The sequence below is a fragment of the Myroides oncorhynchi genome, from assembly GCF_020905415.1.
GTDB lineage: Bacteria > Bacteroidota > Bacteroidia > Flavobacteriales > Flavobacteriaceae > Flavobacterium > Flavobacterium oncorhynchi_A.
Genome location: NZ_JAJJMP010000001.1, coordinates 3,677,383 through 3,700,485, shown reverse-complemented (window position 1 = coordinate 3,700,485; position 23,103 = coordinate 3,677,383). Strand labels below are relative to the sequence as shown.

Below are 23,103 nucleotides of genomic sequence, written 5' to 3'. Positions count from 1 at the left end.
CGAATTAGATGTCCTTTGGGCAATTAGGAAGTGTAAAATCAGGGTGAATTGCTATAGATTATAGCTTAAGTATGCTAAATCAGTATATCTAAATTAAAGATAGCTTCGTGACAAGAGTAAAAAAGCGAGCCGAAGCTCGCTTAATTACTATTTTTTAGTTTTTGAAATCTCTTTTACTAAGATGTACTTGATAGACGATGCATCAGCAGGTACATTCTCAAGTTTCTCACGTTTAATCTCAACTACATACTCGTAACCTTCTTCGTAAGTAAATCCTTCAATACCAGTGTACATATTAGTCCACTCATCAGAACCTTCTTCCTTAACTTGCATACATTTCATAGGTGCTACTCCTGTGCAGTCTACTAATTTAGAAGCAATAGTCAGTGTTTGGTTTCCTAGAACTTCCTCAGGTGCAGCCTCAGTTGATTCTGTAGGAGTTGTTGTTTGTTCAGTTGTTTCTGTCACTGGAGTTTCAGTTTCTCCATCTTTCTTACAAGATGTAAATGCGAACCCTACTACTGCAGCTAATAATAAAATCTTTTTCATGATAATTGTGTTTTATTTAAACAAATATACGTAAAATATTGCTTTAATGATTGGTAAATAAGAGTTTAATTGGTTTTTAACCTATTGTGGGGTTAGTTTTATTTTTGGGTTATGATTTCAAAGAACTTAGGAGTAATATTTTTTAGTTTAATGTGTTAGGTTTTTTAGATACTTGATTGTTGTTGTGTTAGTTGATTTGTTAATAAGATTGATTAGTTTATATGATTGTAATTCACTGCAAATGTAAAGGGGATAAAAATGTTGTTCTGAACAAAGGGAAATAAACGCCACTTTTTGCCTAAAATTGCCTAAAAAGATCTTTTTTTACCACTTTTGTTTATTTAATATATTGATTATTAGTGTTCTGAGTAGTTTTAGTTATGCTTTTGTTCGGAACTCCTTCGGAAGAGTTCAGTGTTTCTTCGGAAAGAGCCCCCTTTTTCCGAAGAACTTCCAAAGCGTTTTACAACAACTCCCGAATAAACCCTATCTTAAGGTGTTCTCAGGTTAGTGATAGCAAGGGATTAGAGAGTATATGTGAAAAATCAAATAAAACGGAAGGTTATTGTACTTGATACTAATTTTTAAAGTAGATAATCATCGTAAATGATGATATGCAAAGATACTAAATTTTGGGTTATCTTTATGAAACTGAAAAGTTAGATTATGAGAACATTGTACGATATCATAGTAAGGGAGTTAAGGATGACTAGATCAACGTTAAAAGTTGGGAGGAAAGTGTAAAATAATATCTTTGCCTTATGACGGATAGCAAATAAATATTAAAACTAATCTTACCTACTTACTTAGTAGAACACTTTAATATTATTAAAATAGAGGAATTAGCTGAAGTTAGTGTTGGAGGTAAATGGTGTTGTGATAGTTGTGGAAGCACAAGTTGGTTAACATCAGATGGAATCGGAAGATACTCTTTAAGCTAAACTACTTCTTTGAAGTAGGAAGAAAATTACTTGTATTTCAATATGCAGTAGATTTTTATTTAACTTCATGTATGTTTTAGATTTTATAAAAAGGTTAAGAGTAAGAATGAAGTTATGTTTTTGTAATTATGAATTTACCTAATAAATTAATTATGCTAAAAAAATATGTTTTAGGTTGCTGTTTATTATTTATAATAGTAATTGTATCTGCGTTATGTAAGTTTACAAAAGAGGAATTTGCTAAAAAGGAAAATAATATAGAGAAAGGAGAAGGATTTGTAACTTTAATATTTAAGAAATTTCCAGATCAAATTAATCAAGGAAAAGGTTTGAAATCAAATGTTATTTCATTTTTTGATGAAGAAAATTTGCAAATTAGAGATGTACTGGTTTTAAATTTTGTTGAAAATGATACTATTTTTTTTCATGTTGAAAAAGAAAAATATTTTCAATATTATTTGTCTAATGGAAATGATATAAGAATAAATAGTTTATATAATTTTCAAAGAGGAGATACTATTATTGTAGATTTCTTAAATGGAATCCCTGACATTAATATTAGAAATAGAGTAAAAGGAAATTTTGAATCTAATTACAGTATAAACTTAAATATAGATGCTCCAATTGAACCTATTGTGTTTAGAAATAGATTCGGAAGAAACCGTACTAAGGAGGAGAGTGAAGTATATTTAAAAGAAAGAGATGAATACTATAATAAAATTTATAAGCAATTAGACTCTTTAAAAAGAAAAAATGTACTTAGTGATAGAAGCTACCAATTATTATATTATAATATTTATTATTCTCAAATTAATGTTGATAGGGGGGGATATCAGTTTAAAACTATAGCAGATAGTCATTTGAAACAAGATGAACTTTTAATATTAGGAAGCTATCGTTTTTTTTTAGAAAATTTTGTTCAGTATGCTTATAATGTGAAAGTACCAGAACCTAAAGTTCCTTTTGTAGTTGATTATAAAGATGCTTTTGATAAAGTAATGAATAGTAATGATTTTAGTACAAGAATAAAAGATTATTTATTGATTTATTATTTTAAAGCTATTATTTCAGAGGGCTCTACTAAAGAAGACGCTATCTACTATTTTAAGCAACTACAAGAGAGTCTATTTAATAAACAAGTTTTACTTAAATTAAAGGAGGAATATATAATACTCTTAGATGGAAATACTTACGATGAAGAGGGGGCTTTATTGATAGATGCCTATGGTAATGAAATAAAATTAAATGATTTATTAAAATTAAATAATGGTAAAATAATTTTAATTGATTTCTGGGCAAGTTGGTGCGGCCCTTGTTTAGAAATGATGCCATATTCGAAGCAACTAAAGAGTGATTTGATTAATTATGATATTGTTTTTGTGTATGTATCGATTGATAGTAATATTACTTTGTGGAAAAATGTTTCAAAAAAAATAGGCTTAGATGAAGTAGAATATAATTTTTTAGCTAAAAATTATCCAGAATCTAAATTTTATAGAGATATTAATTTAAAGAGTATACCTCGTTATATTATATATGATAGAAAGGGTAAAATAGTTACTCTAAATGCTCCAAATCCAAATAGTGATAGTTTAAGGAAAATATTGACTAAACTTTAATATAATAAGTTTTCCTTTTCAGATTAACTAGGCTTCTATCTATTTAAAAAGAGGTATTGTGTATATAAAAATAAGACATAAAAAAAGCTTCACTTATTAGTGAAGCTTTAAAAGTAGTGGGCGATGAGGGATTCGAACCCCCGACCCTCTCGGTGTAAACGAGATGCTCTGAACCAACTGAGCTAATCGCCCTAAACAGGAGTGCAAATATAAAACGGTTTTTTAATAATTGCAATACTTGCCTAAATTATTTTTGAACTTTTTCTATATCGTAGATTTGGATTCTCTCAGGGTAGTTGATCACCTTGATTAGAATGTTTTCATTCTTAGCATTTCTACCTAGGATTACATATAGTTTTCCCTTTTCGAAGTCGATATTACTTTCAGAGAAATTAACGTCTCCGTATTTAAAAGATTTGTGGACATCATCATTAGTTACCCATCCTTCTTGGAATTTAGCTTCTACTGTCTTAGAGAAAGTAACTGGCTTGCTTCTCAAGTCTTTTAGTACTCTACAGTTAGGTAAATAACAGAACTCTGTCTTCTTCTCTCCAAAGAAGAAAAATAAGAATAATCCACCGATTAATAATCCGAATAAATAATATGCTAAACGCTGTGAAAACTTCATTTTGTAAAATATTTACGCAAAAATAGCAATTCAAGAATGTAAAACTAAAGTTTTATCAAAACTTTAAATCTACGACAAGGCTATTGTCTTTGTGAAGTTAAAAAGTGAACAAGTGTATGTCTTTAAAGTCAAGGTCAAACCACTCGGCTACATTTCGATTCGTTACAAGTCCTTTATAGCTGTATATTCCTGATTTGATGACGCTTTCGCAGTTGACGGTTCCATCTAGATCTCCGCTGTCTGTATATTCTAATAGGAGAGGAGTGATGATGTTGCTCAATGCCATAGAGGCTGTGCGGCTATATCTAGAAGTGATATTCGGTACGCAGTAGTGTACTACCCCATTCTTTATAAAGGTAGGGTGGTCATGTGTGGTTAACTCTGAAGTCTCAAAACATCCCCCAGTATCAATAGATACGTCGATGATCACAGCTCCTTTTTTCATATTCTCAACCATCGTGTCACTGACTACGATAGGCGCTCTGTTTTTTCCTCTAATTGCACCGATAGCAACATCACATCGCATTAGGGCTTTTAGTAGAATTTTCTCTTGTATCGTAGAAGTAGAGATGCGCTGAGGCAAGTTGTTCTGTAGTCTGCGTAGTTTTAGGATAGAGTTGTCAAATACTTTGACGTTAGCTCCCATTCCCATTGCTGTACGTGCAGCATTCTCAGCGACTAGACCTGCTCCAAGGATAACTACTTCTGTAGGGGTAACCCCTGTAATATTACCAAATAATAGACCTTTACCATTATTAGTGGTAGTCATTAGTTCGGACGCAATTAAGATAGAGGCAGTACCTGCTATCTCGCTTAATGCACTTACTGCAGGGTAGGTACCATGCTCATCGTGGATAAAGTCAAAGCCGATGGCAGATATCTTCTTCTTAGACAGGGTCTCGAAGTACTTTCTAGTCAGTGTTTTTAGTTGGACAGTAGACCATACTACAGTATAAGGAGCTATTAGTTTGATCTCCTCAAGAGTAGGTGGCGCTACCTTCACAATAACAGGACAGCTAAATATCTTTTTGGTATCTGTGGTGATTTCGGCACCCGCTTTACTGTAATCTAAGTCAGAATAACTAGCAGCTTCACCTGCTCCTTTTTCAATCAATATCCTGTGTCCATAAGTACTAAGTGTCTGTACTGCTTCTGGAGTAATACAGATTCTCTTCTCGATAAGAATATTCTCTTTAGGAACACCTATAAAAAGATCACTTCTCTTGCGTTCTACCATTAGACATTCCTCTTGAGGAATAAGGTCTTTCATTGAAAAAGGAGTTAGTGTTGCCATGCTGTTATTAGTTGTTGTTTAACGTAAGTTTTCTATCGCCGTTCTCTAGGATTTTAATTTCTATAATAGCGTGATCATCAGGGATGATATTAGGTGTCTTCTCAGGCCACTCTATAAAGCACCATTGATCAGAATATAGATATTCATCCATCCCCATATCATAAGCTTCCTCCTCGTGATTTAATCTATATAAATCGAAGTGGTACACCTTGTCCTTAGATAGGGTAGAGTGGTACTCGTTAACAATAGAAAAAGTAGGACTACTAGTCATATCCTCTACACCTAGTTGTTTACTGATTTCTTTAATAAGTGTGGTTTTTCCTGCACCCATTTCGGCATTAAACAAGACAATACGGTGTTTTAACTTGCTTAATACTTCAGAAGCTACTTCATTTATCTGATTTAGAGAAAAAACTATTTCAGTCATTTTTATACTTTTGGGTTTAATATTATAAATGGTACGATCATTTCTTCTAACGAAATACCACCGTGTTGATATGTATTTCTAAAATACGCAGCATAATAGTTGAAATTATTCTGGTAGGCTAAGAAGAAATCACTTTTTGCAAAAATATAAGAACTACTTACATTAATATTAGGTAGCTGTACTTTTTTTGGTTCTTTAACATAGTACACATCTTTTGGCTCAAAAGTCAAACTCTTACCTGTTTTATATCTTAGGTTTAAACTTGTGTTTTTATCTCCGATAACTTTAGAAGGGTTCTTACAATTAATAGTACCGTGATCTGTCGTGATGATTAGCTTATATCCTAGTGCCTGTGCCTGTTGAATGATTTCAAACAAAGGCGAATTCTTAAACCAACTCACTGTCAGAGAGCGGTAAGCCTTATCATTAGAAGCAAGTTCTTTAATAACCTCCATCTCAGTCTTGGCGTGTGATAACATATCTACGAAGTTATAAACTAGCGTGATTAATTTGTTGTCTTTTAGAGATTTAAAATTGTCTGCTAGTTTTCTACCTTCTCTCAGGTTCGTTATTTTAAAGTATTCATTCTTGATATTTAGACGCAATCTCTGAAGTTGGTGTTGTAAGAACTCATTTTCAAACAAGTTTTTACCTCCTTCATCTGTATCGTTCTTCCAATACTGAGGCAGCTGTTCTGACATCTCAAGAGGCGTCATTCCAGAGAAAATAGCGTTACGAGCGTACTGTGTAGCTGTAGGTAAGATAGAGAAGAAGCTGTTCTCTGCTTCTACTTTATAGTGATTAGTCACGATAGACTCAAAGGCTCTCCATTGGTCATATCTCAAGTTGTCAATCACAACAAACAGTATCTTAGAATCCTCTTTCTTCAGTTCAGGAGCAACCCACTTTCTGAATATTTGGTGAGAGAATACAGGGCTATCTTCAGGATCGTTAATCCAAGACTCATAATTCTTCTCTACAAACTTACCAAATAGGCTGTTCGCTTCTGTCTTTTGAGAATCAAGGATATTAAACAGGTTTTGATCCTCTATGTTTTCAAGGTTCTGTTCCCAATATAACAATTTTCTATAAATAGAGATCCAATCCTCATAATCTCTCGCTTGCATAAGATCCATAGAGATATTTCTAAACTCTTTTTGGTAACTAAGAGAAGATTTCTCAGAGATTAAACGCGAATCATCTAAGTTCTTCTTAAGCGACAGTAAGATTTGGTTAGGATTAACAGGTTTGATTAGATAATCTGATATTTTGGCACCAATAGCCTCCTCCATAATATACTCTTCTTCACTTTTAGTGATCATTATAATAGGAGTATTGCTCTTAATGGCTTTAATTTCGTTTAACGTCTCTAAACCAGAAAGGCCAGGCATATTCTCATCAAGGAAAACAATGTCATATTGGTGCTCTTTAAATTGTTCGATAGCATCCTGCCCATTGGTACAAGTGCTCACGATATAGTCTTTTTTTTCTAGAAATAAGATGTGTGGTTTTAATAAATCCACTTCATCGTCTACCCAAAGTATATGAATTTTGTTCATTTTAGTTGTTTTAGTTGCACCCTTTATTGATAGAAATGTTCAAAAAGAGTTATTCGTTTAAAATAGTATTGATAAATATAGGAATGAATTTCCGTATTACAATAGTTAACGATATTTTTGTGATTGTATTATAAAAAATTATAAATGTATTTTTCGTTTATCATTCCTGTTTACAATCGCCCTGATGAAGTGGATGAATTGCTAGAGAGTTTATCAAAGCAAACGTATAAGCAGGATTTCGAAGTTGTAATAGTAGAAGATGGTTCTAAAGAAGATTCGCGTGCTATCGTGAGTAAGTATGAAGACAGATTACAAGTGTCCTATTATTATAAGAGTAATTCTGGTCCTGGGGCATCGCGTAACTATGGTATGGAACGCGCTAAGGGAGATTACTTTATTATCTTAGATTCTGACTGTATCATTCCTCCAGACTATCTGACTATCGTCGATCAGTATTTAACGAAAGAGTATGTGGACTGCTTCGGTGGACCTGATGCAGCGTTAGCTAGCTTTAGCGATGTGCAAAAGGCGATAAACTACGCGATGACATCTGTGTTAACGACAGGGGGAATTAGGGGAGCTAGTGAACGCATTGGTAAGTTTCAGCCGAGAAGTTTCAATATGGGGCTATCTAAGAAAGCATTCCTAGCAAGTGGAGGATATGGCAAGGTACATCCTGGTGAAGATCCTGACTTAACGATTAGATTGTGGAATCTAGGATACGATACCCAATTATTTAGTAAAGCTTATGTCTATCACAAAAGAAGAATAGACTGGAGTAAGTTTCGCACGCAGGTGAGTAAATTTGGGAAGGCGCGTCCAATCTTGAATCAACGATATCCAGAAACTGCCAAGTTGACTTATTGGTTTCCAACAGTGTTTATGGCAGGCTTATTGTGTAGTATTTTATTGACATATTATACATTTGGTTTTATTTTATGTTATTTACTTTATTTTTTATTGGTTTTTATAGGATGTTTTATAAAAGAGCGTAATTTTAAGATAAGTTTATTAGCAGTTGTGGCAATTTTTATTCAATTTTACGGCTATGGTACAGGGTTCTTAAAATCGAACTATATTCTATTCATAAAAAAGCAAAAAGCAGAAGAGGGTATGCCAGAGATGTTTTTTAAATAATAAAGAGATATGGCACTAATCGTAGGATTAACTGGAGGTATTGGTAGTGGGAAGACTACTGTGGCTAAGATGTTTGAAGAGAGTGGGATACCTATTTATATCGCTGATGATAGAGCTAGGCAGATTATGGATCGCAAAGATGTTGTTAACGCTGTGCAATCTATCTTTAAAGAAGACGTTAAAATAGGAGAGGTATTAGATCGGAAGAAAATCAGAGAAATAGTCTTTGATAATAAGGATCTTTTAACGCAATTAAATAACATCGTTCACCCTGAAGTTAAGAAGGATTTTGAAGAGTGGAAGGTGGAAAATGACACTTCGCCATTCGTTATTAAAGAAAGTGCAGTCCTTTTTGAGAACAAATTGGATACACAGTGTGATTTGGTTATCTTAGTGACAGCGCCAGAAGAAATACGTATAAAACGAGTGATGGAGCGGGATAATGTATCTTATGATAATGTAAAAAGTATCATAAGTAACCAAATGCAGGATTCTGACAAAATACCACTAAGTGATTATGTTATTATTAATATTAATAAACATTTGGTAAATAAAGAGGTGAAAACGATAATTAATGATATAATATTCAAAATTTAAACATTTATCATCGTTAATTTTATGTTAATCGCCGTGTAGAGTATTTTTTTTAATGTTAATTTTGAAAAAATAATGAGTAAGGTCAATTTTCGACTTTTAGTAGGAATAATGAGTTTTTCTCTTATAGGGATAATCGTTGTTCAGATGTACTGGATTGTAAGCTCTTATAGAAATAATGAAGAGCAGTTTAAATATCATGTGCAGCAGGTATTAGGAAATATCGGTAGTGGACTTCAACAGAATGAAGCTACAGAGTTCTATCGTATGTATAATCAACTTAAGGATAGTATAGGTACGCCACCTAAACAGAGCGAGTTGAAACAGTACTATATAGTAGAGCGAAACCCTACTACTAATGAGCAAATCGTTTATTCGAATATTCTAGTCTTAGAGGACTATAATATAAAGAGTTCGTTCTTTGATAAGAAAGCAGATAGCTTGAAAGTCAAAAGTTTCGTGTCAAAGCGAAAAACAGAGATTTATAAAGGAGATGATTTTGATAGAAATAATCTTAAACAAAACTATCCTGATGAAGTAATAGAACAGTCAGGTAATCTAGATGTCTTAGATAAAGCGCAGTTTGATATTTATTTTAAAGATATCGTAGCGTTAAGAAGTATAGATGAAAGAGTTTCTAAAACTAAGTTAAGAGAGTTGTTAGAACAAGAACTTAAACTATATGGTGTAAACGCTAAGTTTGAGTTTGGGATCTACAACAAGGGGTTGTCAACAAAAATAAAGTCTGAGGATTTTATCTATGAAGAAGGGTCTACTTATGGTGTGCCTATCTTCACAGATAATGAGAATAGAAGTAAGTATCAGCTATACATTACTTTTCCAGAGAAGAGTAAGTATTTATTCTCTTCTTTAATCGGGATAACATTGTTATCAGTGTTATTTACGATTGTTATTATCGCTGCATATTTGAATGCAATTAATCAGTTGATAAAACAGAAGCAAATCTCAGAGATCAAGACGGATTTTATTAATAATATGACGCATGAGTTTAAGACACCTATAGCTACTATTAATTTAGCTTTAGATGCTATTAAAAATCCTAAAGTTATAAATGACCCTGAAAAGGTAGAACGATATCTAAGGATGATTCGCGAGGAAAACAAGAGAATGCATGCACAAGTTGAAAATGTGTTACAAATCTCGAAGTTAGAGAGACGTGAGTTTAATGTAGATAAGTCTGCGATGGATGTGCATGAAATTATTGAGAATGCAGTAGACCACGTAGGATTAATCGTTCAAGATCGAGGGGGAGAGATAAATCTACATCTAGATGCTCGCAGAAGTGATGTCTTAGGAAACGATTTTCATTTCACGAGTGTTATAGTAAATATCTTAGATAATGCTGTAAAGTATTCGATAGATGTTCCTATTATAGATGTGTACACTGAGAATGTGAAGGATTTTATATTAATTAAGATTCAGGATCACGGGGTGGGAATGAGTAAACAAGCTCAGAAGAGAATCTTTGACAAGTTTTACAGAGAACACACTGGTGATTTACACAATGTAAAAGGGCATGGCTTGGGGCTAGCTTACGTACAGCAGATCGTAGAAGTACACAATTCGCAAGTATATGTAGAAAGCGAGAAGGGGAAGGGTAGTACCTTCATTATTAAAATGCCATTAATAAATTAAACAATATGGAAACAACAAACAACAAAAAGATTTTATTAGTAGAAGATGATCCAAATTTCGGAGCAATCTTAAAAGATTATTTAGCCATCAATGATTTCGAAGTTACTTTAGCTAAAAATGGAATGGAAGGATTCGAAAAATTCAAAAGAGATACTTTTGATTTATGTATCCTAGATGTTATGATGCCTTATAAAGATGGATTCACTCTAGCCAAGGAGATCCGCGATAAAAACAAAGAGGTGCCTATCATTTTCCTTACAGCCAAGTCAATGAAAGAGGATGTCCTAAAAGGATACAAAGTAGGAGCAGATGACTACTTAAATAAGCCATTCGATTCAGAAGTATTATTAATGAAAATCAAAGCGATTATTCACAGAAAATCGTCAGAGGTTAAAACTGATAACACGAAGTTCGAATTCCAAATTGGTAAATTCCATTTGAACTCTAAGTTGAGATTCTTAACTTTTGGTAATGATGAACCAATAAAACTTTCTCCAAAAGAAAACGAATTGTTAAAAATGTTAGCAATTTATGAGAATGATTTAATGCCAAGAGAAGTTGCATTAACTAAGATTTGGAGAGATGATAACTATTTCACTTCACGTAGTATGGATGTTTACATCGCTAAATTAAGAAAGTATCTTAAATTAGACGAAAGTGTAGAAATCTTAAATATTCACGGAGAAGGATTTAGACTTGTAGTTAAAGAAAAAGAAGAAAATAATTAATTATTAGCCAAGAAAAAGGGAAGCATTTGCTTCCCTTTTTTTATATCCATAAATTAAATTATCCTTTCTTCGGACTGATTATTTTTACATCTTGAAAAGCTATAGCTCCTCTTACGATACTTAAAATAACGTCATATAAAGCGTTTATAATCTGTAGTTTTAGTTCGTTATCTGTGTAGATTAAACTTATCTCACGAGCTGGCTTCGGATCTGCAAATTGCAATAGGTTCTTTTTGTCATCTGCGCTTAGAGAAAGCGTATGCAGGTATGGTAATAATGTGTATCCTAAGCCTTCTTTTGAAAGGTTAATTAATGTCTCAAAACTACCACTTTGCAATTTAAAGTTCTTGTTTTCACTCGCTAGCGTATTGTTGCAAATATTGATTATTCCATCTCTAAAACAATGCCCGTCCTGAAGAAGTAATAACTTTCTCAAATCAAGATCATCTTGCTTTAATTCTGCTCCCATATCTTGTCTAAAGATAGGGGGTATGTATCCTACGAAAGGCTCATAGAATAAAATTCTCTCTTTGATATCTGTTTCATGGAGTGGAGTAGCTACTATAGCAGCATCTAAATAGCCATTGCGAAGTTTCTGTATAATCTCCTCTGTAGTGTATTCTTCTATGATTAGGTTAACCTTAGTGTATTTATTTAAGAAAGTCTTTAAAAACATAGGTAACAAGGTAGGAGCAATAGTAGGAATCATTCCTAGCTTAAACTCTCCGCCAATAAATCCTTTTTCTAAATCAATTAAATCTTTGATTCTATCAGATTCGTTTACTATCTTCTTTGCTTGTTGGATAATGACCTGGCCTATAGCTGTTGGTTGAATAGGTTTAGTACTACGATCAAATATCTGCACCTCTAGTTCATCTTCAAGTTTTTGAATTTGCATACTCAACGTAGGCTGTGTCACGAAAGTCTTTTCTGCTGCAAGAGTGAAATTCTTATGCTCTGCAACAGCTAATACATATATTAATTGTGTAATAGTCATTTATATTCGATATTTTGTCTAAGTTAGTTAAAATAACGGATATACTTTTTATTCGTAATCTATTTTTTCAAGCTCCTTGTAGTTTTTCATTAATCTTTTAATTAGTAAACCATAGATAAGTCTATAATATAACCATAATAAACCTAAGAAAATAGAGCAGATTACCACAATAATAACAGTGCTAATAAGTGCAGTTGAAAAAGTTAATTTATCTTCATGCGTTAAAATATCTAATAACATTATAAAAAATGCGATGATAAAAATAGCAAGATTGGTATATATGTAATAGTTAACTGTTTTCTTAGTCTTAAGAATTGTTTGCATCAATAATCGAGTGGAATCAGCAACACATATTTTTTTGTAATTTATATAAAAAATGCTAATAAAAACTGCGGAAATTATAAGTGATAACCAATCCAAATTATTTATCATAAATGAATATACTGGTCCTATATTTTCGTCTTTATCTTCTGAGATAAATAGATAACTAAATCCATTTAATACAATGAATTCAATGATACTGATAATAAATATCCACATCACAATAGAAGAAGATTTTTTATGTATCATCTTATGAATCTCTTGCGAAGAAATTTGTGGAAATTGCTGATCGCTATTCCAATGTTTTTTTAGTAAATCTAACTCCTTCATATTCTTATTCGTCTAGGGATTTAATATTTTTTTTAGTTTAGTTTTAATTCTATTCATTTTAACCCTTGCATTAACCTCACTAATACCTAAGGTTTCGGAAATTTCTTCATAGTCTTTTTCCTCTAAATACATGAAAACAAGTGCTTTTTCAATATCATTTAATTGCTGTAATGCTTTATACATGAGCTTTAATTGTTCCTCTTCTTGGTAGTTGTATTCAGTATATTCGAATTTGCAAAAAGAACTGTCATAGGGAATGGTATTTACTTCTCGGGTCTTTTTTCTATATAAAGAGATTGCTGTGTTCAGTGCTACTCGGTACGCCCATGTAGAAAATTTAGAATCACCTCTAAATTTTGGATAAGCATGCCATAGCTGAATAGATATTTCTTGAAACAAGTCTTTATGAGCAGCTTCATCAACTGTATATAGTCGACAAACTTTATGGATAAGATTCTGATTCTTATCTAATAGTGCTACGAATTCTTGTTCAAGATGTTTGTTCATATTCTATAAGTAGTCAGTGAGTGTTTTTTGTTACATCTTTTGTTATAAAAATTATTTTTTGTTGACATATAGATAGTAAAAGCAGTTCAATAATTTGTTTTAATTAGGAATAATTGCAGAATTATTCTCTGTCTAATTCCTGTTCTATGATTTGTTTAAGGTTGTTTTCTAGATGATTGACATCTATAACTACACCATTTTTATCAAGTATGAAAACAGTAGGTATGTTTTTTACCCCGTATTGTAATTGTACTTCATATAGATTAGCTATATGAAACCAATTTAGTTCTTCTTTTTTAATTGTATCTATCCATTCTTGTGTATTCTCTTCTAATGCAACACTAAAAATATTTAAACCTCTATCTTGATATTGTTTATTGAGCTCTTTTATTACAGGTAGTGTTTCATGGCAAGAAGGACACCAGGGAGCCCAAAAATGAAGTAGAGTTATCGTGCCTAAACTATTGTAAAGAGAAATTTCTTTTCCTTCAGGACTATTTCCTCTAATATCAATAGCTTTATCTCCTACTTGAATTAGGGTTTGGGAACTAGAATTATCAATTAATTTTTTAATTCCTAATCCGATATTAGATTTTTTTATATCCTCTTTATAGCGATTGTAATATATTCTTGCTTCCTTAGGCTCTATGTTTTGATTATCTAATCTCTGATGAAGGATTACTGCAGATGTATAAGTATCGCTGTAATCTTTTAGCTGGTTTGTGATAATATCATTGATTTGACCAACATAGACTTTGAATTCTTGTGATAGTTTTTCTAGAATTTCTTTATCGTTATCAGTTATTGCTTTTGTAAGGATATCTTGATTAATATCTCTATAATGATTGGCATCTTTTTGTACTTTTTTTATACTATTGTGAAAAGCATTTAATTGATTATTATTCTTCGTACCTGTAGCTGAAGTTCCAAGGTCGTCGTTTAGGTCGTACTTAAAGTTTATTTCTCCATCTTCTAGTACTACGATTTCTGTTACATCTTTAGAAAGTTGTAGTAGAGCATAAGTAGGGTATTCAGTATTACCTTTAAACTCAAATATATTGTTTTTAAGACGGGTCGAGTCTATTGTGTTAAAAGAATTAGTATTAGGATCCAATACTTTTAGATAGATCATTTCACCTTGTGGAACATTTTTAGTACTTCCTTTTAATAAATAACCTTTGTCTTTAGGAGTGAAACTTATTAACATTAAGGCTGTTATCAGTAAAGGTATTGTTTTCATTATAAGTTCTTTTTGTTGAATTTGTACAGAGCTAAATATAATAAAATAATATTTAGCTTGTATCGAATAAATATAGAGCATAAAAAAAGGGTTATAGAACCTTCTATAACCCTTTTTAAAATTTTGATAATCTAATTATTTTAATAGTTCTGCTACTTTAGCTTTAAGTTTTTTACCTCTTAAGTTTTTAGCGATAACAACGCCATTTTCATCTAAAAGATAAGTCGCAGGAATTGCACGTACTTCATAACTTTGAGCGATAGGCTCTTCCCATCCTTGTAAGTTAGAAATGTGATTCCATGTTAATTTATCAACAGCGATAGCCTCTACCCACTTATCTTTATTTTTATCTAAAGAGACACCAATGATATTTAAACCTTTATCATGGTATTCTGCATATAATGCTACTACATTAGGATTCTCTTGACGACATGGACCACACCATGATGCCCAAAAATCTATAATAGTAAGTTTTCCTAAGCTTTCTTTTAAAGAGATTTCTTTTCCTTCTGGTGATTTAGCAGAAAAATCAGGTGCTTTATCTCCGATTTTTACTTTAGCATCAGGAATAGCATCTATTGTAGTTTTAAAAGCTTTGGCAACAGTAGATTGTTTTAAAGTCTCGTCTAGTTTGTTATATTTTTCTTGTAATTCTTCTTTAATGTACTGATTTGTATTAGCAGCTACATAAGTAAGTGTTGTAAAACTACTAGGATTTTCATCTACATAATTATCTACATAGTCACCATACTTTTCAGCTAATGCCATATAGCCAGCCATGATAGCATCTTTCTTAACTTGATCTTTACTTTCACTTGCAGCTTTGAATGCATCTTGGTTATCACTTTGATATTGGAAGATAGCTTTTTCTAACTCACTTACTTTATTGTTAAAAGTCATGTATTCGTCATTGTTTTTAGTTCCCGAAACAGAACTATTTTCAAGGTGAGCTACATCATATTGAACAACAATATTTCCATTTTCTAAGACAAAAGGAACTCGTCCTTCTTGTTTTGCAAAGGTTAAGAAATTTTGATCTAATTGATCTGCTACTCCTTTGAATGAGAACGTGTTGTTTTTTACTTCTGTTGAGTCAACAGCAATAGGGTTGCCTGTTGCAAGATCTATTTTTTCAATATATACTTTAACACCATCTTCTAGACCTTTAGTTTCCCCTGTGATAGTGTAGCCAGTAGCTTCTTTGTTACATGAAGCTAGTAATGCTACTGCTCCAAGTACTGTTAAGAATTTTTTCATTTATAGTTTTTATTTAAGGTTTTATAATACAATAGTTTTTGAACTATTAAAACAAATATACTTAAAAAAGGATATAAAATTAAAATTCTGTGAAAAATGCTAGAGTATAGTAAGTTTATAGAACGCGTATAAGGTTATAATTTAATGAATTGGATTAAAAGTATTACCCATCCTATGACCATACATAGTCCGCCAAGTGGTGTTATCGGTCCAAATATTTTAATTTTCTTCTTAAATGTTGCACTTAGGACTAATCCATAGATACTAAATGAGAATAAGAATACACCTATGATGATGATATTAATCGCATTTTTAAGATGTAGTTCAGCTGGCATGATTCCTAACACAAGAAGAACGATGGCATGATACATCTGATATTTTACTCCTACTTCGAAGCTTTCTAATCGTTCATTAGTCATGTGTTTTTTTAAAGCGTGAGCACCGAATGCTCCAAATATAATAGCAAGAGAACCGTAGATAGTTCCTGCGATTAGCGCTGTAGTATTTACTATTTCCATATTGTTAATTAAATGTAAGTTGGCCTAATATTTCTTCTGACATAAACGGGCCTCCAGGGTATCGGGCTGTATAGTCTAGATTTAACCATATCTGTCCACGTTCGTCTATATGATAATGTATCTCTTTTCCTTTGCTTTCTTCTTTAAAAAGAACTTCTTTAATTAAATAAATTACTTGGTCTAAGTCTCCTTTATTAGGAATAAGTAGCTCTGGATACATGTGTTCTTTTGTGTGTATTAATCTAGGAGTGGCGCCTATAGCTCTTACTAACCCTGCCATTAAAACAGAGTAGTCATCGCAATCTCCAGAGAAATGCTGAAGTGATTCTGATGCTGTAGCAATGTATTCTCTACCCTTGGGATCATTGACATAATTCCACTTTGTACGTACTTCTTTGAAGATGGCTAGAGACTGTATGATTTGTCTGTACTGATGTGCATTAGGTATATTGGTAAAATGCTTGCGTGTAGTAGCTAGCGCATAGTTTCTTACTAGTGGCTTGTCATACTCTATAGCAGGTATAATTTTGTTTTTATTGGGAAAAGGCAATAATTTAGATATGATTAAATCCTGTGGTTTAGGATCTTCTGCCATAGCATAAATCATAACTTTATAATCATCAAAAACTGCATGATAACCATATCCTCCAAATAATGAACCAACAACTAAGACAATTAGATAGACTGCCAACAAAATATTCAAAATAAGTTTCATTTTCTGTAATAGAAACTGTAAAACACCTATAATTGATAAAAATAAAATGACACGATCTAATTGATATGGCCAGTTCGGATCATCTATGTTTTGGTGAACGATGATGAATATCGGAATGGTAACAAGTATGTTGAGAATAAGTATGATGATATTATCCCATGGTTTTGGGACTCTTAGATACTTAAGCCATTTTTTTTCAGAAGGTTTTTTAGCTAATTCGGGAGTGCTATTCATCTTAGTTTATACTCAAAACTATATTATAAAACGATGTCATGGTAACTAATAGTATTCGAGATGATACTTAAATCTATTAATTGTTTTTGTACTTTAGTAAAGTGTCTTTCTGATAGTGGTCTTTGAGACCATTGTGTCATTCCCATCCATTCTCTGATGTCTTCTATCTCGATGTCAAACTTAGTGGCTAAAGTACGATCTATAGAAGGAATCATTTTGAACTCCTCTGTAGTTGTATTGATACACTCTAATAAGCTTGTTATTAACCCTTTATTCTTTGCTAAGAATTCATTATTCGCTACTATCACAAATGATGGCCATGGAGTAGGGCAGTCCCCTAATCTTCTAAATACACCTTTATCTACGATAGGTTTAGTCATAAAGTGTTCCCACATAAAGTAGTCTGCTTCTCCCTCAGTAAGCGAATTTACAGCATTATCAAGTGTATTGACGATCACGAACTCTAGTTTAGTGATATCCCAATTCATCTTCTGAGCATGTACGATAGCCATCAGATGAGATCCCGAACCATATCTGCTAATCGCAATACGCTTACCCTCTAGATCTTCTACTTTAGTGAATGGAGAATGATGTGCTACGTGGATTCCCCATTGTAGAGGAGAGGCTACGTATTCTTGTATAATAGTAGATGGATTGCCTTCAGAGATGTCTTTTATGATTCCTTCTGTTAGAATTACAGCTAAGTCAGTTTCTTTATCTCTTAGCATTTGACACATCTTACCGGTTCCTTCTGGAATATCAGTCCATTGTAAATCAATGCCAATTTCTTCAAATTCACCATTTTCGATGCATAGCTGCCATGGAAAGTTAAAGTGCTCTGGTACCCCTATTATATTTACGTTTGCCATTTTAAATCTTGCTACATTTTTATGCTAAGATAATAAAATGAGGCTTGAATTATACATTAAAATAAGAGTAAAGCAAAAAAAAACTCTACATCAAAAAGAGTAGAGTTTTTCAGTTATATTATGGTTTCATTGAACCTTTCTCTTGGAAGCGAATATGGAACTTGAAAGCTTCTTCTAAAAGATGAGGAGTATGTCCTTGTCTCTCTTTAGCTCTTTCGTAATAGTCTCTTAATTCTGCTTTATATTCAGGGTGTACACAGTTCTCTATGATCACTTCAGCACGCTCTCTAGGAGATAACCCTCTTAAGTCAGCTAGTCCTTGATCAGTCACTAAGATATCTACATCGTGCTCTGTATGATCTACGTGAGATACCATCGGTAGTACGTGAGAAATGTTGTTTTCTTTGGAAGCTGCCTGCGTTACGAATACACTTAAGTAAGCATTACGAGCGAAGTCTCCTGATCCACCGATACCGTTCATCATTTTACTTCCCCCGATATGCGTAGAGTTTACGTTACCATAGATGTCAAATTCGATAGCTGTATTGATAGCGATAATTCCTAATCTACGGATTACCTCAGGTGCGTTACTGATATTCTGTGGACGCAATACTAATTTGTCTTTATATTGACTGAAGTTATTGATGATCTTAGCATAACAATCTTCTGTCACTGTAATAGAAGAACCAGAAGCGAATGTCATTTTACCTGAATCAATAAGGTCAAATGTACTGTCTTGAAGTACTTCTGAGTACATCGTTAGATCGTGGAACGGTCCGTCGATAAACCCTGTAAGTACAGCATTAGCTACTTTACCAATACCTGCCTGTAGAGGAAGTAATGAGTGTGTTAGTTTTCCTTTTTTTACCTCTTCTTCGAAGAATTTAAGTAAGTGTCCAGAGATAGCAGATGTCTTCTCGTCTGGCTCAGGTAGCTGTGCAGGAGTATCTTCTATACTAGAATACACTACCGCGATAACGTCATCTGGATTTAATCTAATAAATGTTTCACCTACTCTGTCTTTTACAGTATGGATAGGGATAATCTCTCTACGAGGTTGTTTTTTAGGTACACTGTTATCGTGTACACCTTCTATTTCTAATGGAATAGCAGTGTTAACTTCTATTATTATTTTACGTGCTACACTAGCGAAGTATGCAGAGTTACCGATCGATGTGGTAGGTATGATAAATCCTTCTTCGTTAATATAAGTCGCCTCGATAATAGCGATATCTACTTGAGGAATGTGTTTTTCCTGAAGTTGTTCGATCGTTTCACTTAAGTGTTGATCGATATATTTGACTTGACCACTATTGATTGTTTTTCTCAATACTGAATCCGCCTGAAAAGGCATTCTGCGGATTAAAGCATTATTAGTAGCAAGGTCAGCATCGGTAGTCTGTCCTAGAGATGCTCCTGTAATTAAAGTGATAGCCACATTCTCTTTAGCAGCTCTCAAGGCAAATGCAGGTAATACAGACTTACTGTCTCCTGCTTTAGTGAATCCACTAGCCCCAACTACTGCTTGATCATGTATTAAGAGAGCAGCTTCTTCAGCTGAAACTATACGCTCTCTAAACGGTGCGTATTTTATCCTCTCTAATTTCGAGTCTTCTTTCGTCATTTCAAATAAAAATTTTAAGCTCCTTAAAATAACCATATTTATTTGGAACAATCAAATAAAATAAATGGATATAAGTAAATATGCGAAAATGTGAGTTGTTATTGTTAATATATTGTGGTTATATTTATAAAATTAAGATATAAAAACAGAAGTGGTGCCTATCTAAAAATTAACTGACTTTTCTTTGGCAGGTTTTAAATCAACAAACTACTTTTTTGCTTTTTTTTCTTATCAAATCCTTAAATAAAGAAGGAAAACTACTAGATATTGCGTTTCAGAAACAAGAATAACTTTATACTTATTATGAGAATACGCAGAATAGAAGATGATTCTTAGCGAACTTTTGAGTAGTAGTGAAGTTCTTTAATGTAGAGAAATAAAATGATATTGTACGCGATATTCTAACTTGTTTTGGGTAAATGTGGTAAAATGATGGGTTTGTTCGGGAAGGGTTGTAGCACTATTTGGTCGTTCTTCGGAAAACGACCCCTTCGTCCGAACAAATACTGAACTTTTCCGAACGCGTTCCGAACAAAAGGATGTTTTTAGTATTTTATATTATTGAAAATCAATTATTTGTGTTTTAAAAAATGGCAAAAAATGGTCTTTTTTGACAAAAAGTGGTTAAAAATGGTTTTTTTCGGTAATAAGTGGACTTTATTTCTCTTGAGCCAAAATGTTAATTTAAGCGTCCTTATTTTTGCAGATAATTAGAATGAAGTGTTGATGGATGTGTGTGATAAAAGAAGGGATAGTTGTCAAATATTAAATATTTTATACTAACTGTAACTAAATTGTCAATCTGTCGTCTTATTCCAAAAATCAAAAGCCAAAGCAATGAAAACATTACTATTATGCTTAATAACGTCTTTATTCGTAGGGATAAGTCTTAGTCAAGCACAGAAGAAAAAGAATGCTCAGATAGATGAAGAATTCTTTATTCCTGTGGAGAAGTCTAATCTATATGCTAATGCAATAGGAAATGCAGATAAGCCGATTATTATAACGTTACACGGTGGCCCAGGGGCATTCTCTGTAGATCACGCATTCCTTAAAGATGTCTTTGAGAAAGATTATTTGGTGGTGTATTTTGACCAACGAGGAGGAGGGAAGTCAGATGAGTGTACAGACAAGGCAATGTTAACAACAGATCAGTTCGTGCAAGATTTAGACAATGTAGTCGATTTTGTCAAAACTAAATATCCAAATAAGAAAATCAATCTGTTAGGTACATCTTGGGGTGGACTTTATGGATTTTTATATCTAATCAAATACCAAGAGAAGATTAACTCATATATTAGTAGCTCTGGGTTTGCGGATAGTCCACAGCGAAACTTTGCATTGATTAACCATGAACGCAAACTAGCAACTGACCTACTTAAAACGACTACTGATCCTGCTAAAAAGAAGATATATCAAGATATTCTGACTTCACTTAACGAGATCGAAGGCAAAGGATTTAAAGACTTCTTTAAAGATATGAATCTAGTAAGATACGAGTTTCCTAAAGAGTTGGGCTTTGATGTGTACTGGGCTAATCCTGCAAATAAGGCAAAAAAGGACAAGGTACTAGCAGATCCTGACTTTTTCAAAAGTGTAAAATACACACCAGAACTTGTCGAGAAGGCGATGGTAAGACTTGAATATATCAATGAGGTATTTATGAACACAGAATCATATAATAATCTGAATATTGTAGAGGATCTAGCTGTGATTAAAACTCCTGTACTGGTTATCCAAGGAGAATTTGACTATGCGATAGGAGTGGATCAAGGTAGAACGATATTTAAAGGGCTTAAGAATGTTTCTGAGAAAGATAAGGAATTGGTTTATCTAAAAAACGCTTCACATAATACTCCATTCGAGGCACCTGAGATGTATTACGGGTCAATGAAAGCTTTTTATAAGAAGCATAATTAAGAAATACACAATGTATAGATACAAAAAAAGCTACCTGATATAGGTAGCTTTTCTTGTTATAAGTAATCTTACTATTTAGCAAGTTTATCTAATGTATAGATGATTAACTTATCTACAGCAGCATAAGGATCTTCAGAGAAGGTACCATTAGCTCTATTAGCGATAATTGTGTTAAGAGATACAGCGTGGTGACCTAGTAATTTACATAGACCATAGATAGCAGAAGTTTCCATCTCGAAGTTAGTGATACGGTATTCACCGAAACTAAAGTTATCGATCTTATGGTTTAATTCAGGATCTTGGATACCTAGACGAAGTACACGTCCTTGAGGTCCGTAGAATCCACCTGCAGTACCTGTGATACCCTTGAATGTTAGTTCACTTTCAAGTTTAGCTTCTAGTTCTGAACTGTTTTTCATAAAGTAAGGACGTCCTTTTCTTAAATCCCAATTCGTATGCTTAATGAAAGCATCTTCTAATGCTACATCAGATACATTATCGATAAGGTAAGAACGCATTACGTTGTCTAGTCCTAGTCCATATTGAGATAATACGAAGCTATTTACTGGAATATCTGCTTGTAATGAACCAGAAGTACCAATTCTTACGATATTTACAGAAGTAAGTTCTTTTTTGATCTCTCTTGTTTCTAAGTCAATATTGAATAAAGCGTCGATTTCATTCACTGCGATATCAATGTTGTCAGGTCCGATACCTGTAGAGATTACAGATATACGTTTACCTTTATACGTTCCTGTAGTTGTTTTAAACTCTCTTTTTTGTGTTGAGAATTCGATAGCATCGAAATGTCTAGTGATTCTGTCAACACGATTTTGATCCCCTACGAAGATGATGTCTTTAGCAACATGTTCAGGTCTTAAGTTTAGATGGTAAATACTACCATCAGGGTTTAGAATTAATTCAGATGATTTAATCTTCATAATATTAAATTTTTAATTATCCACCTACACGTTTTACCTTGTAGCCTTCTTTTATTAAATAATCCATTATTTTGTCGCGAAAGTTACCTTGTATGATAATTTCGCTATCCTTTGCACTTCCACCTACACCACATAGTGTTTTTAGCTTTTTAGCTAGGTCTTTTAAGTCATCTTCAGTTCCTGCGAATCCCTTAATAATAGTAGCTACTTTACCGCCTCTATTCTTTTTGTCAAGATGGGCTTCTAATCGCTGTTGGTTAGGAGCTAATGTATCTAGAGATTCTTCTTGTTCGAACTCAAAATCTTTATTAGTAGAGAATACAAATCCTCCTAAGGCATCTAAACTATTTATTTTTTTACTCATATAAGTATTAAATGTGGTGCTTTTATAAAATAATAATACCCCTGTAGATAAGATAGATAATAGTGATCTAGAGCCTGTCTATTGTGGGTATATGTAAAGGTACGAAATGTGTTAAAAATTATTGATATACTGTA

At 32.9% G+C, this 23,103-nt stretch carries 22 protein-coding genes and 1 tRNA gene; 6 read left to right on the top strand and 17 right to left on the bottom strand.

Features of this window, described 5'->3' with window-relative positions; genetic code table 11:
* Nucleotides 1-147 precede the first annotated feature (147 nt).
* On the bottom strand, nt 148-549 hold the full coding sequence (locus tag LNQ81_RS16125) for a DUF4377 domain-containing protein (protein WP_229948513.1): 402 nt from the start codon (nt 547-549) through the stop codon (nt 148-150).
* Between the two features lie 1,069 nt (nt 550-1,618).
* Between LNQ81_RS16125 and LNQ81_RS16120 the strand changes: the two genes are divergently transcribed.
* Nucleotides 1,619-3,109: a TlpA family protein disulfide reductase gene (locus tag LNQ81_RS16120; RefSeq protein WP_229948511.1), complete on the top strand. Its 1,491-nt coding sequence runs from the start codon at nt 1,619-1,621 to the stop codon at nt 3,107-3,109.
* Between the two features lie 117 nt (nt 3,110-3,226).
* Here LNQ81_RS16120 and LNQ81_RS16115 read toward each other — a convergent pair.
* The 5 genes from LNQ81_RS16115 to porX all read right to left on the bottom strand — a co-directional run bounded on the left by LNQ81_RS16115 (nt 3,227) and on the right by porX (nt 7,017).
* Nucleotides 3,227-3,301 (bottom strand) — tRNA-Val (locus LNQ81_RS16115).
* A 55-nt stretch (nt 3,302-3,356) separates the two neighbouring features.
* A complete protein-coding gene (locus tag LNQ81_RS16110; RefSeq protein WP_121965953.1) occupies nt 3,357-3,737 on the bottom strand; it encodes a DUF4258 domain-containing protein in 381 nt (126 codons plus the stop codon).
* Nucleotides 3,738-3,834: 97 nt separating this feature from the next.
* Nucleotides 3,835-5,031, bottom strand: a complete 1,197-nt coding sequence (locus LNQ81_RS16105) for an alanine dehydrogenase (RefSeq protein WP_229948509.1) — start codon at nt 5,029-5,031, stop codon at nt 3,835-3,837.
* Between the two features lie 7 nt (nt 5,032-5,038).
* Nucleotides 5,039-5,458 carry a tRNA (adenosine(37)-N6)-threonylcarbamoyltransferase complex ATPase subunit type 1 TsaE gene (gene tsaE, locus LNQ81_RS16100; protein WP_229948507.1) on the bottom strand — a complete coding sequence of 140 codons (420 nt, stop codon included), beginning with the start codon at nt 5,456-5,458 and terminating at the stop codon, nt 5,039-5,041.
* Nucleotides 5,459-5,460: 2 nt separating this feature from the next.
* On the bottom strand, nt 5,461-7,017 hold the full coding sequence (gene porX / locus LNQ81_RS16095) for a T9SS response regulator signal transducer PorX (RefSeq protein WP_229948499.1): 1,557 nt from the start codon (nt 7,015-7,017) through the stop codon (nt 5,461-5,463).
* 144 nt (nt 7,018-7,161) lie between these two features.
* Here porX and LNQ81_RS16090 point away from each other — a divergent pair, with 144 nt between their 5' ends.
* From LNQ81_RS16090 to LNQ81_RS16075, 4 genes are all read left to right on the top strand, one after another.
* The gene (locus LNQ81_RS16090; RefSeq protein ID WP_229948497.1) at nt 7,162-8,154 is read left to right on the top strand and encodes a glycosyltransferase family 2 protein; all 993 of its coding nucleotides are present in this window, start codon (nt 7,162-7,164) and stop codon (nt 8,152-8,154) included.
* A 9-nt stretch (nt 8,155-8,163) separates the two neighbouring features.
* Entirely contained in the window at nt 8,164-8,751 is a 588-nt protein-coding gene (coaE, locus tag LNQ81_RS16085) for a dephospho-CoA kinase (RefSeq protein ID WP_229948495.1), read from the top strand.
* A 144-nt stretch (nt 8,752-8,895) separates the two neighbouring features.
* Nucleotides 8,896-10,404 carry a sensor histidine kinase gene (locus tag LNQ81_RS16080; RefSeq protein ID WP_229949311.1) on the top strand — a complete coding sequence of 503 codons (1,509 nt, stop codon included), beginning with the start codon at nt 8,896-8,898 and terminating at the stop codon, nt 10,402-10,404.
* Nucleotides 10,405-10,409: 5 nt separating this feature from the next.
* The gene (locus tag LNQ81_RS16075) at nt 10,410-11,132 is read left to right on the top strand and encodes a response regulator transcription factor (RefSeq protein ID WP_229948493.1); all 723 of its coding nucleotides are present in this window, start codon (nt 10,410-10,412) and stop codon (nt 11,130-11,132) included.
* A gap of 58 nt (nt 11,133-11,190) precedes the next feature.
* Here LNQ81_RS16075 and LNQ81_RS16070 read toward each other — a convergent pair whose 3' ends face one another.
* The 9 genes from LNQ81_RS16070 to LNQ81_RS16030 form a co-directional block, all read right to left on the bottom strand.
* Nucleotides 11,191-12,129: a LysR family transcriptional regulator gene (locus LNQ81_RS16070; RefSeq protein WP_229948492.1), complete on the bottom strand. Its 939-nt coding sequence runs from the start codon at nt 12,127-12,129 to the stop codon at nt 11,191-11,193.
* Between the two features lie 48 nt (nt 12,130-12,177).
* Nucleotides 12,178-12,780 (bottom strand): hypothetical protein, encoded by a 603-nt coding sequence (locus tag LNQ81_RS16065; protein ID WP_229948490.1) that lies wholly within the window; start codon nt 12,778-12,780, stop codon nt 12,178-12,180.
* Nucleotides 12,781-12,792: 12 nt separating this feature from the next.
* The gene (locus tag LNQ81_RS16060) at nt 12,793-13,287 is read right to left on the bottom strand and encodes an RNA polymerase sigma factor (protein WP_229948488.1); all 495 of its coding nucleotides are present in this window, start codon (nt 13,285-13,287) and stop codon (nt 12,793-12,795) included.
* A 121-nt stretch (nt 13,288-13,408) separates the two neighbouring features.
* On the bottom strand, nt 13,409-14,527 hold the full coding sequence (locus LNQ81_RS16055; protein ID WP_229948486.1) for a TlpA disulfide reductase family protein: 1,119 nt from the start codon (nt 14,525-14,527) through the stop codon (nt 13,409-13,411).
* A gap of 135 nt (nt 14,528-14,662) precedes the next feature.
* Nucleotides 14,663-15,784 carry a TlpA disulfide reductase family protein gene (locus tag LNQ81_RS16050; protein WP_229948484.1) on the bottom strand — a complete coding sequence of 374 codons (1,122 nt, stop codon included), beginning with the start codon at nt 15,782-15,784 and terminating at the stop codon, nt 14,663-14,665.
* Nucleotides 15,785-15,918: 134 nt separating this feature from the next.
* Nucleotides 15,919-16,302 carry a DUF423 domain-containing protein gene (locus tag LNQ81_RS16045; RefSeq protein WP_229948481.1) on the bottom strand — a complete coding sequence of 128 codons (384 nt, stop codon included), beginning with the start codon at nt 16,300-16,302 and terminating at the stop codon, nt 15,919-15,921.
* A 4-nt stretch (nt 16,303-16,306) separates the two neighbouring features.
* Nucleotides 16,307-17,251, bottom strand: coding sequence for a transglutaminase domain-containing protein (locus tag LNQ81_RS16040; protein WP_229948479.1), 945 nt, complete (start codon nt 17,249-17,251; stop codon nt 16,307-16,309).
* A gap of 23 nt (nt 17,252-17,274) precedes the next feature.
* On the bottom strand, nt 17,275-18,120 hold the full coding sequence (locus tag LNQ81_RS16035; RefSeq protein ID WP_229948476.1) for a substrate-binding domain-containing protein: 846 nt from the start codon (nt 18,118-18,120) through the stop codon (nt 17,275-17,277).
* A gap of 118 nt (nt 18,121-18,238) precedes the next feature.
* A complete protein-coding gene (locus LNQ81_RS16030) occupies nt 18,239-19,744 on the bottom strand; it encodes a succinate CoA transferase (protein WP_229948474.1) in 1,506 nt (501 codons plus the stop codon).
* A gap of 837 nt (nt 19,745-20,581) precedes the next feature.
* Between LNQ81_RS16030 and LNQ81_RS16025 the strand changes: the two genes are divergently transcribed.
* The gene (locus tag LNQ81_RS16025; protein WP_229948473.1) at nt 20,582-21,664 is read left to right on the top strand and encodes an alpha/beta fold hydrolase; all 1,083 of its coding nucleotides are present in this window, start codon (nt 20,582-20,584) and stop codon (nt 21,662-21,664) included.
* A gap of 71 nt (nt 21,665-21,735) precedes the next feature.
* Here the strand turns inward: LNQ81_RS16025 and LNQ81_RS16020 are convergent, their stop codons facing one another.
* Both LNQ81_RS16020 and LNQ81_RS16015 read right to left on the bottom strand, forming a co-directional pair.
* A complete protein-coding gene (locus LNQ81_RS16020; protein WP_229948471.1) occupies nt 21,736-22,605 on the bottom strand; it encodes a nucleoside phosphorylase in 870 nt (289 codons plus the stop codon).
* A 16-nt stretch (nt 22,606-22,621) separates the two neighbouring features.
* Nucleotides 22,622-22,969 (bottom strand): translation initiation factor, encoded by a 348-nt coding sequence (locus LNQ81_RS16015; protein WP_229948463.1) that lies wholly within the window; start codon nt 22,967-22,969, stop codon nt 22,622-22,624.
* Nucleotides 22,970-23,103 lie beyond the last annotated feature (134 nt).

Coding starts and splice junctions, on each gene's coding strand:
- LNQ81_RS16125 (WP_229948513.1), bottom strand. CDS start 549: ATGAAAAAGATTTTATTATTAGCTGCAGTAGTAGGGTTCGCATTTACA.
- LNQ81_RS16120 (WP_229948511.1), top strand. CDS start 1,619: ATGAATTTACCTAATAAATTAATTATGCTAAAAAAATATGTTTTAGGT.
- LNQ81_RS16110 (WP_121965953.1), bottom strand. CDS start 3,737: ATGAAGTTTTCACAGCGTTTAGCATATTATTTATTCGGATTATTAATC.
- LNQ81_RS16105 (WP_229948509.1), bottom strand. CDS start 5,031: ATGGCAACACTAACTCCTTTTTCAATGAAAGACCTTATTCCTCAAGAG.
- tsaE (WP_229948507.1), bottom strand. CDS start 5,458: ATGACTGAAATAGTTTTTTCTCTAAATCAGATAAATGAAGTAGCTTCT.
- porX (WP_229948499.1), bottom strand. CDS start 7,017: ATGAACAAAATTCATATACTTTGGGTAGACGATGAAGTGGATTTATTA.
- LNQ81_RS16090 (WP_229948497.1), top strand. CDS start 7,162: ATGTATTTTTCGTTTATCATTCCTGTTTACAATCGCCCTGATGAAGTG.
- coaE (WP_229948495.1), top strand. CDS start 8,164: ATGGCACTAATCGTAGGATTAACTGGAGGTATTGGTAGTGGGAAGACT.
- LNQ81_RS16080 (WP_229949311.1), top strand. CDS start 8,896: ATGTACTGGATTGTAAGCTCTTATAGAAATAATGAAGAGCAGTTTAAA.
- LNQ81_RS16075 (WP_229948493.1), top strand. CDS start 10,410: ATGGAAACAACAAACAACAAAAAGATTTTATTAGTAGAAGATGATCCA.
- LNQ81_RS16070 (WP_229948492.1), bottom strand. CDS start 12,129: ATGACTATTACACAATTAATATATGTATTAGCTGTTGCAGAGCATAAG.
- LNQ81_RS16065 (WP_229948490.1), bottom strand. CDS start 12,780: ATGAAGGAGTTAGATTTACTAAAAAAACATTGGAATAGCGATCAGCAA.
- LNQ81_RS16060 (WP_229948488.1), bottom strand. CDS start 13,287: ATGAACAAACATCTTGAACAAGAATTCGTAGCACTATTAGATAAGAAT.
- LNQ81_RS16055 (WP_229948486.1), bottom strand. CDS start 14,527: ATGAAAACAATACCTTTACTGATAACAGCCTTAATGTTAATAAGTTTC.
- LNQ81_RS16050 (WP_229948484.1), bottom strand. CDS start 15,784: ATGAAAAAATTCTTAACAGTACTTGGAGCAGTAGCATTACTAGCTTCA.
- LNQ81_RS16045 (WP_229948481.1), bottom strand. CDS start 16,302: ATGGAAATAGTAAATACTACAGCGCTAATCGCAGGAACTATCTACGGT.
- LNQ81_RS16040 (WP_229948479.1), bottom strand. CDS start 17,251: ATGAATAGCACTCCCGAATTAGCTAAAAAACCTTCTGAAAAAAAATGG.
- LNQ81_RS16035 (WP_229948476.1), bottom strand. CDS start 18,120: ATGGCAAACGTAAATATAATAGGGGTACCAGAGCACTTTAACTTTCCA.
- LNQ81_RS16030 (WP_229948474.1), bottom strand. CDS start 19,744: ATGACGAAAGAAGACTCGAAATTAGAGAGGATAAAATACGCACCGTTT.
- LNQ81_RS16025 (WP_229948473.1), top strand. CDS start 20,582: ATGAAAACATTACTATTATGCTTAATAACGTCTTTATTCGTAGGGATA.
- LNQ81_RS16020 (WP_229948471.1), bottom strand. CDS start 22,605: ATGAAGATTAAATCATCTGAATTAATTCTAAACCCTGATGGTAGTATT.
- LNQ81_RS16015 (WP_229948463.1), bottom strand. CDS start 22,969: ATGAGTAAAAAAATAAATAGTTTAGATGCCTTAGGAGGATTTGTATTC.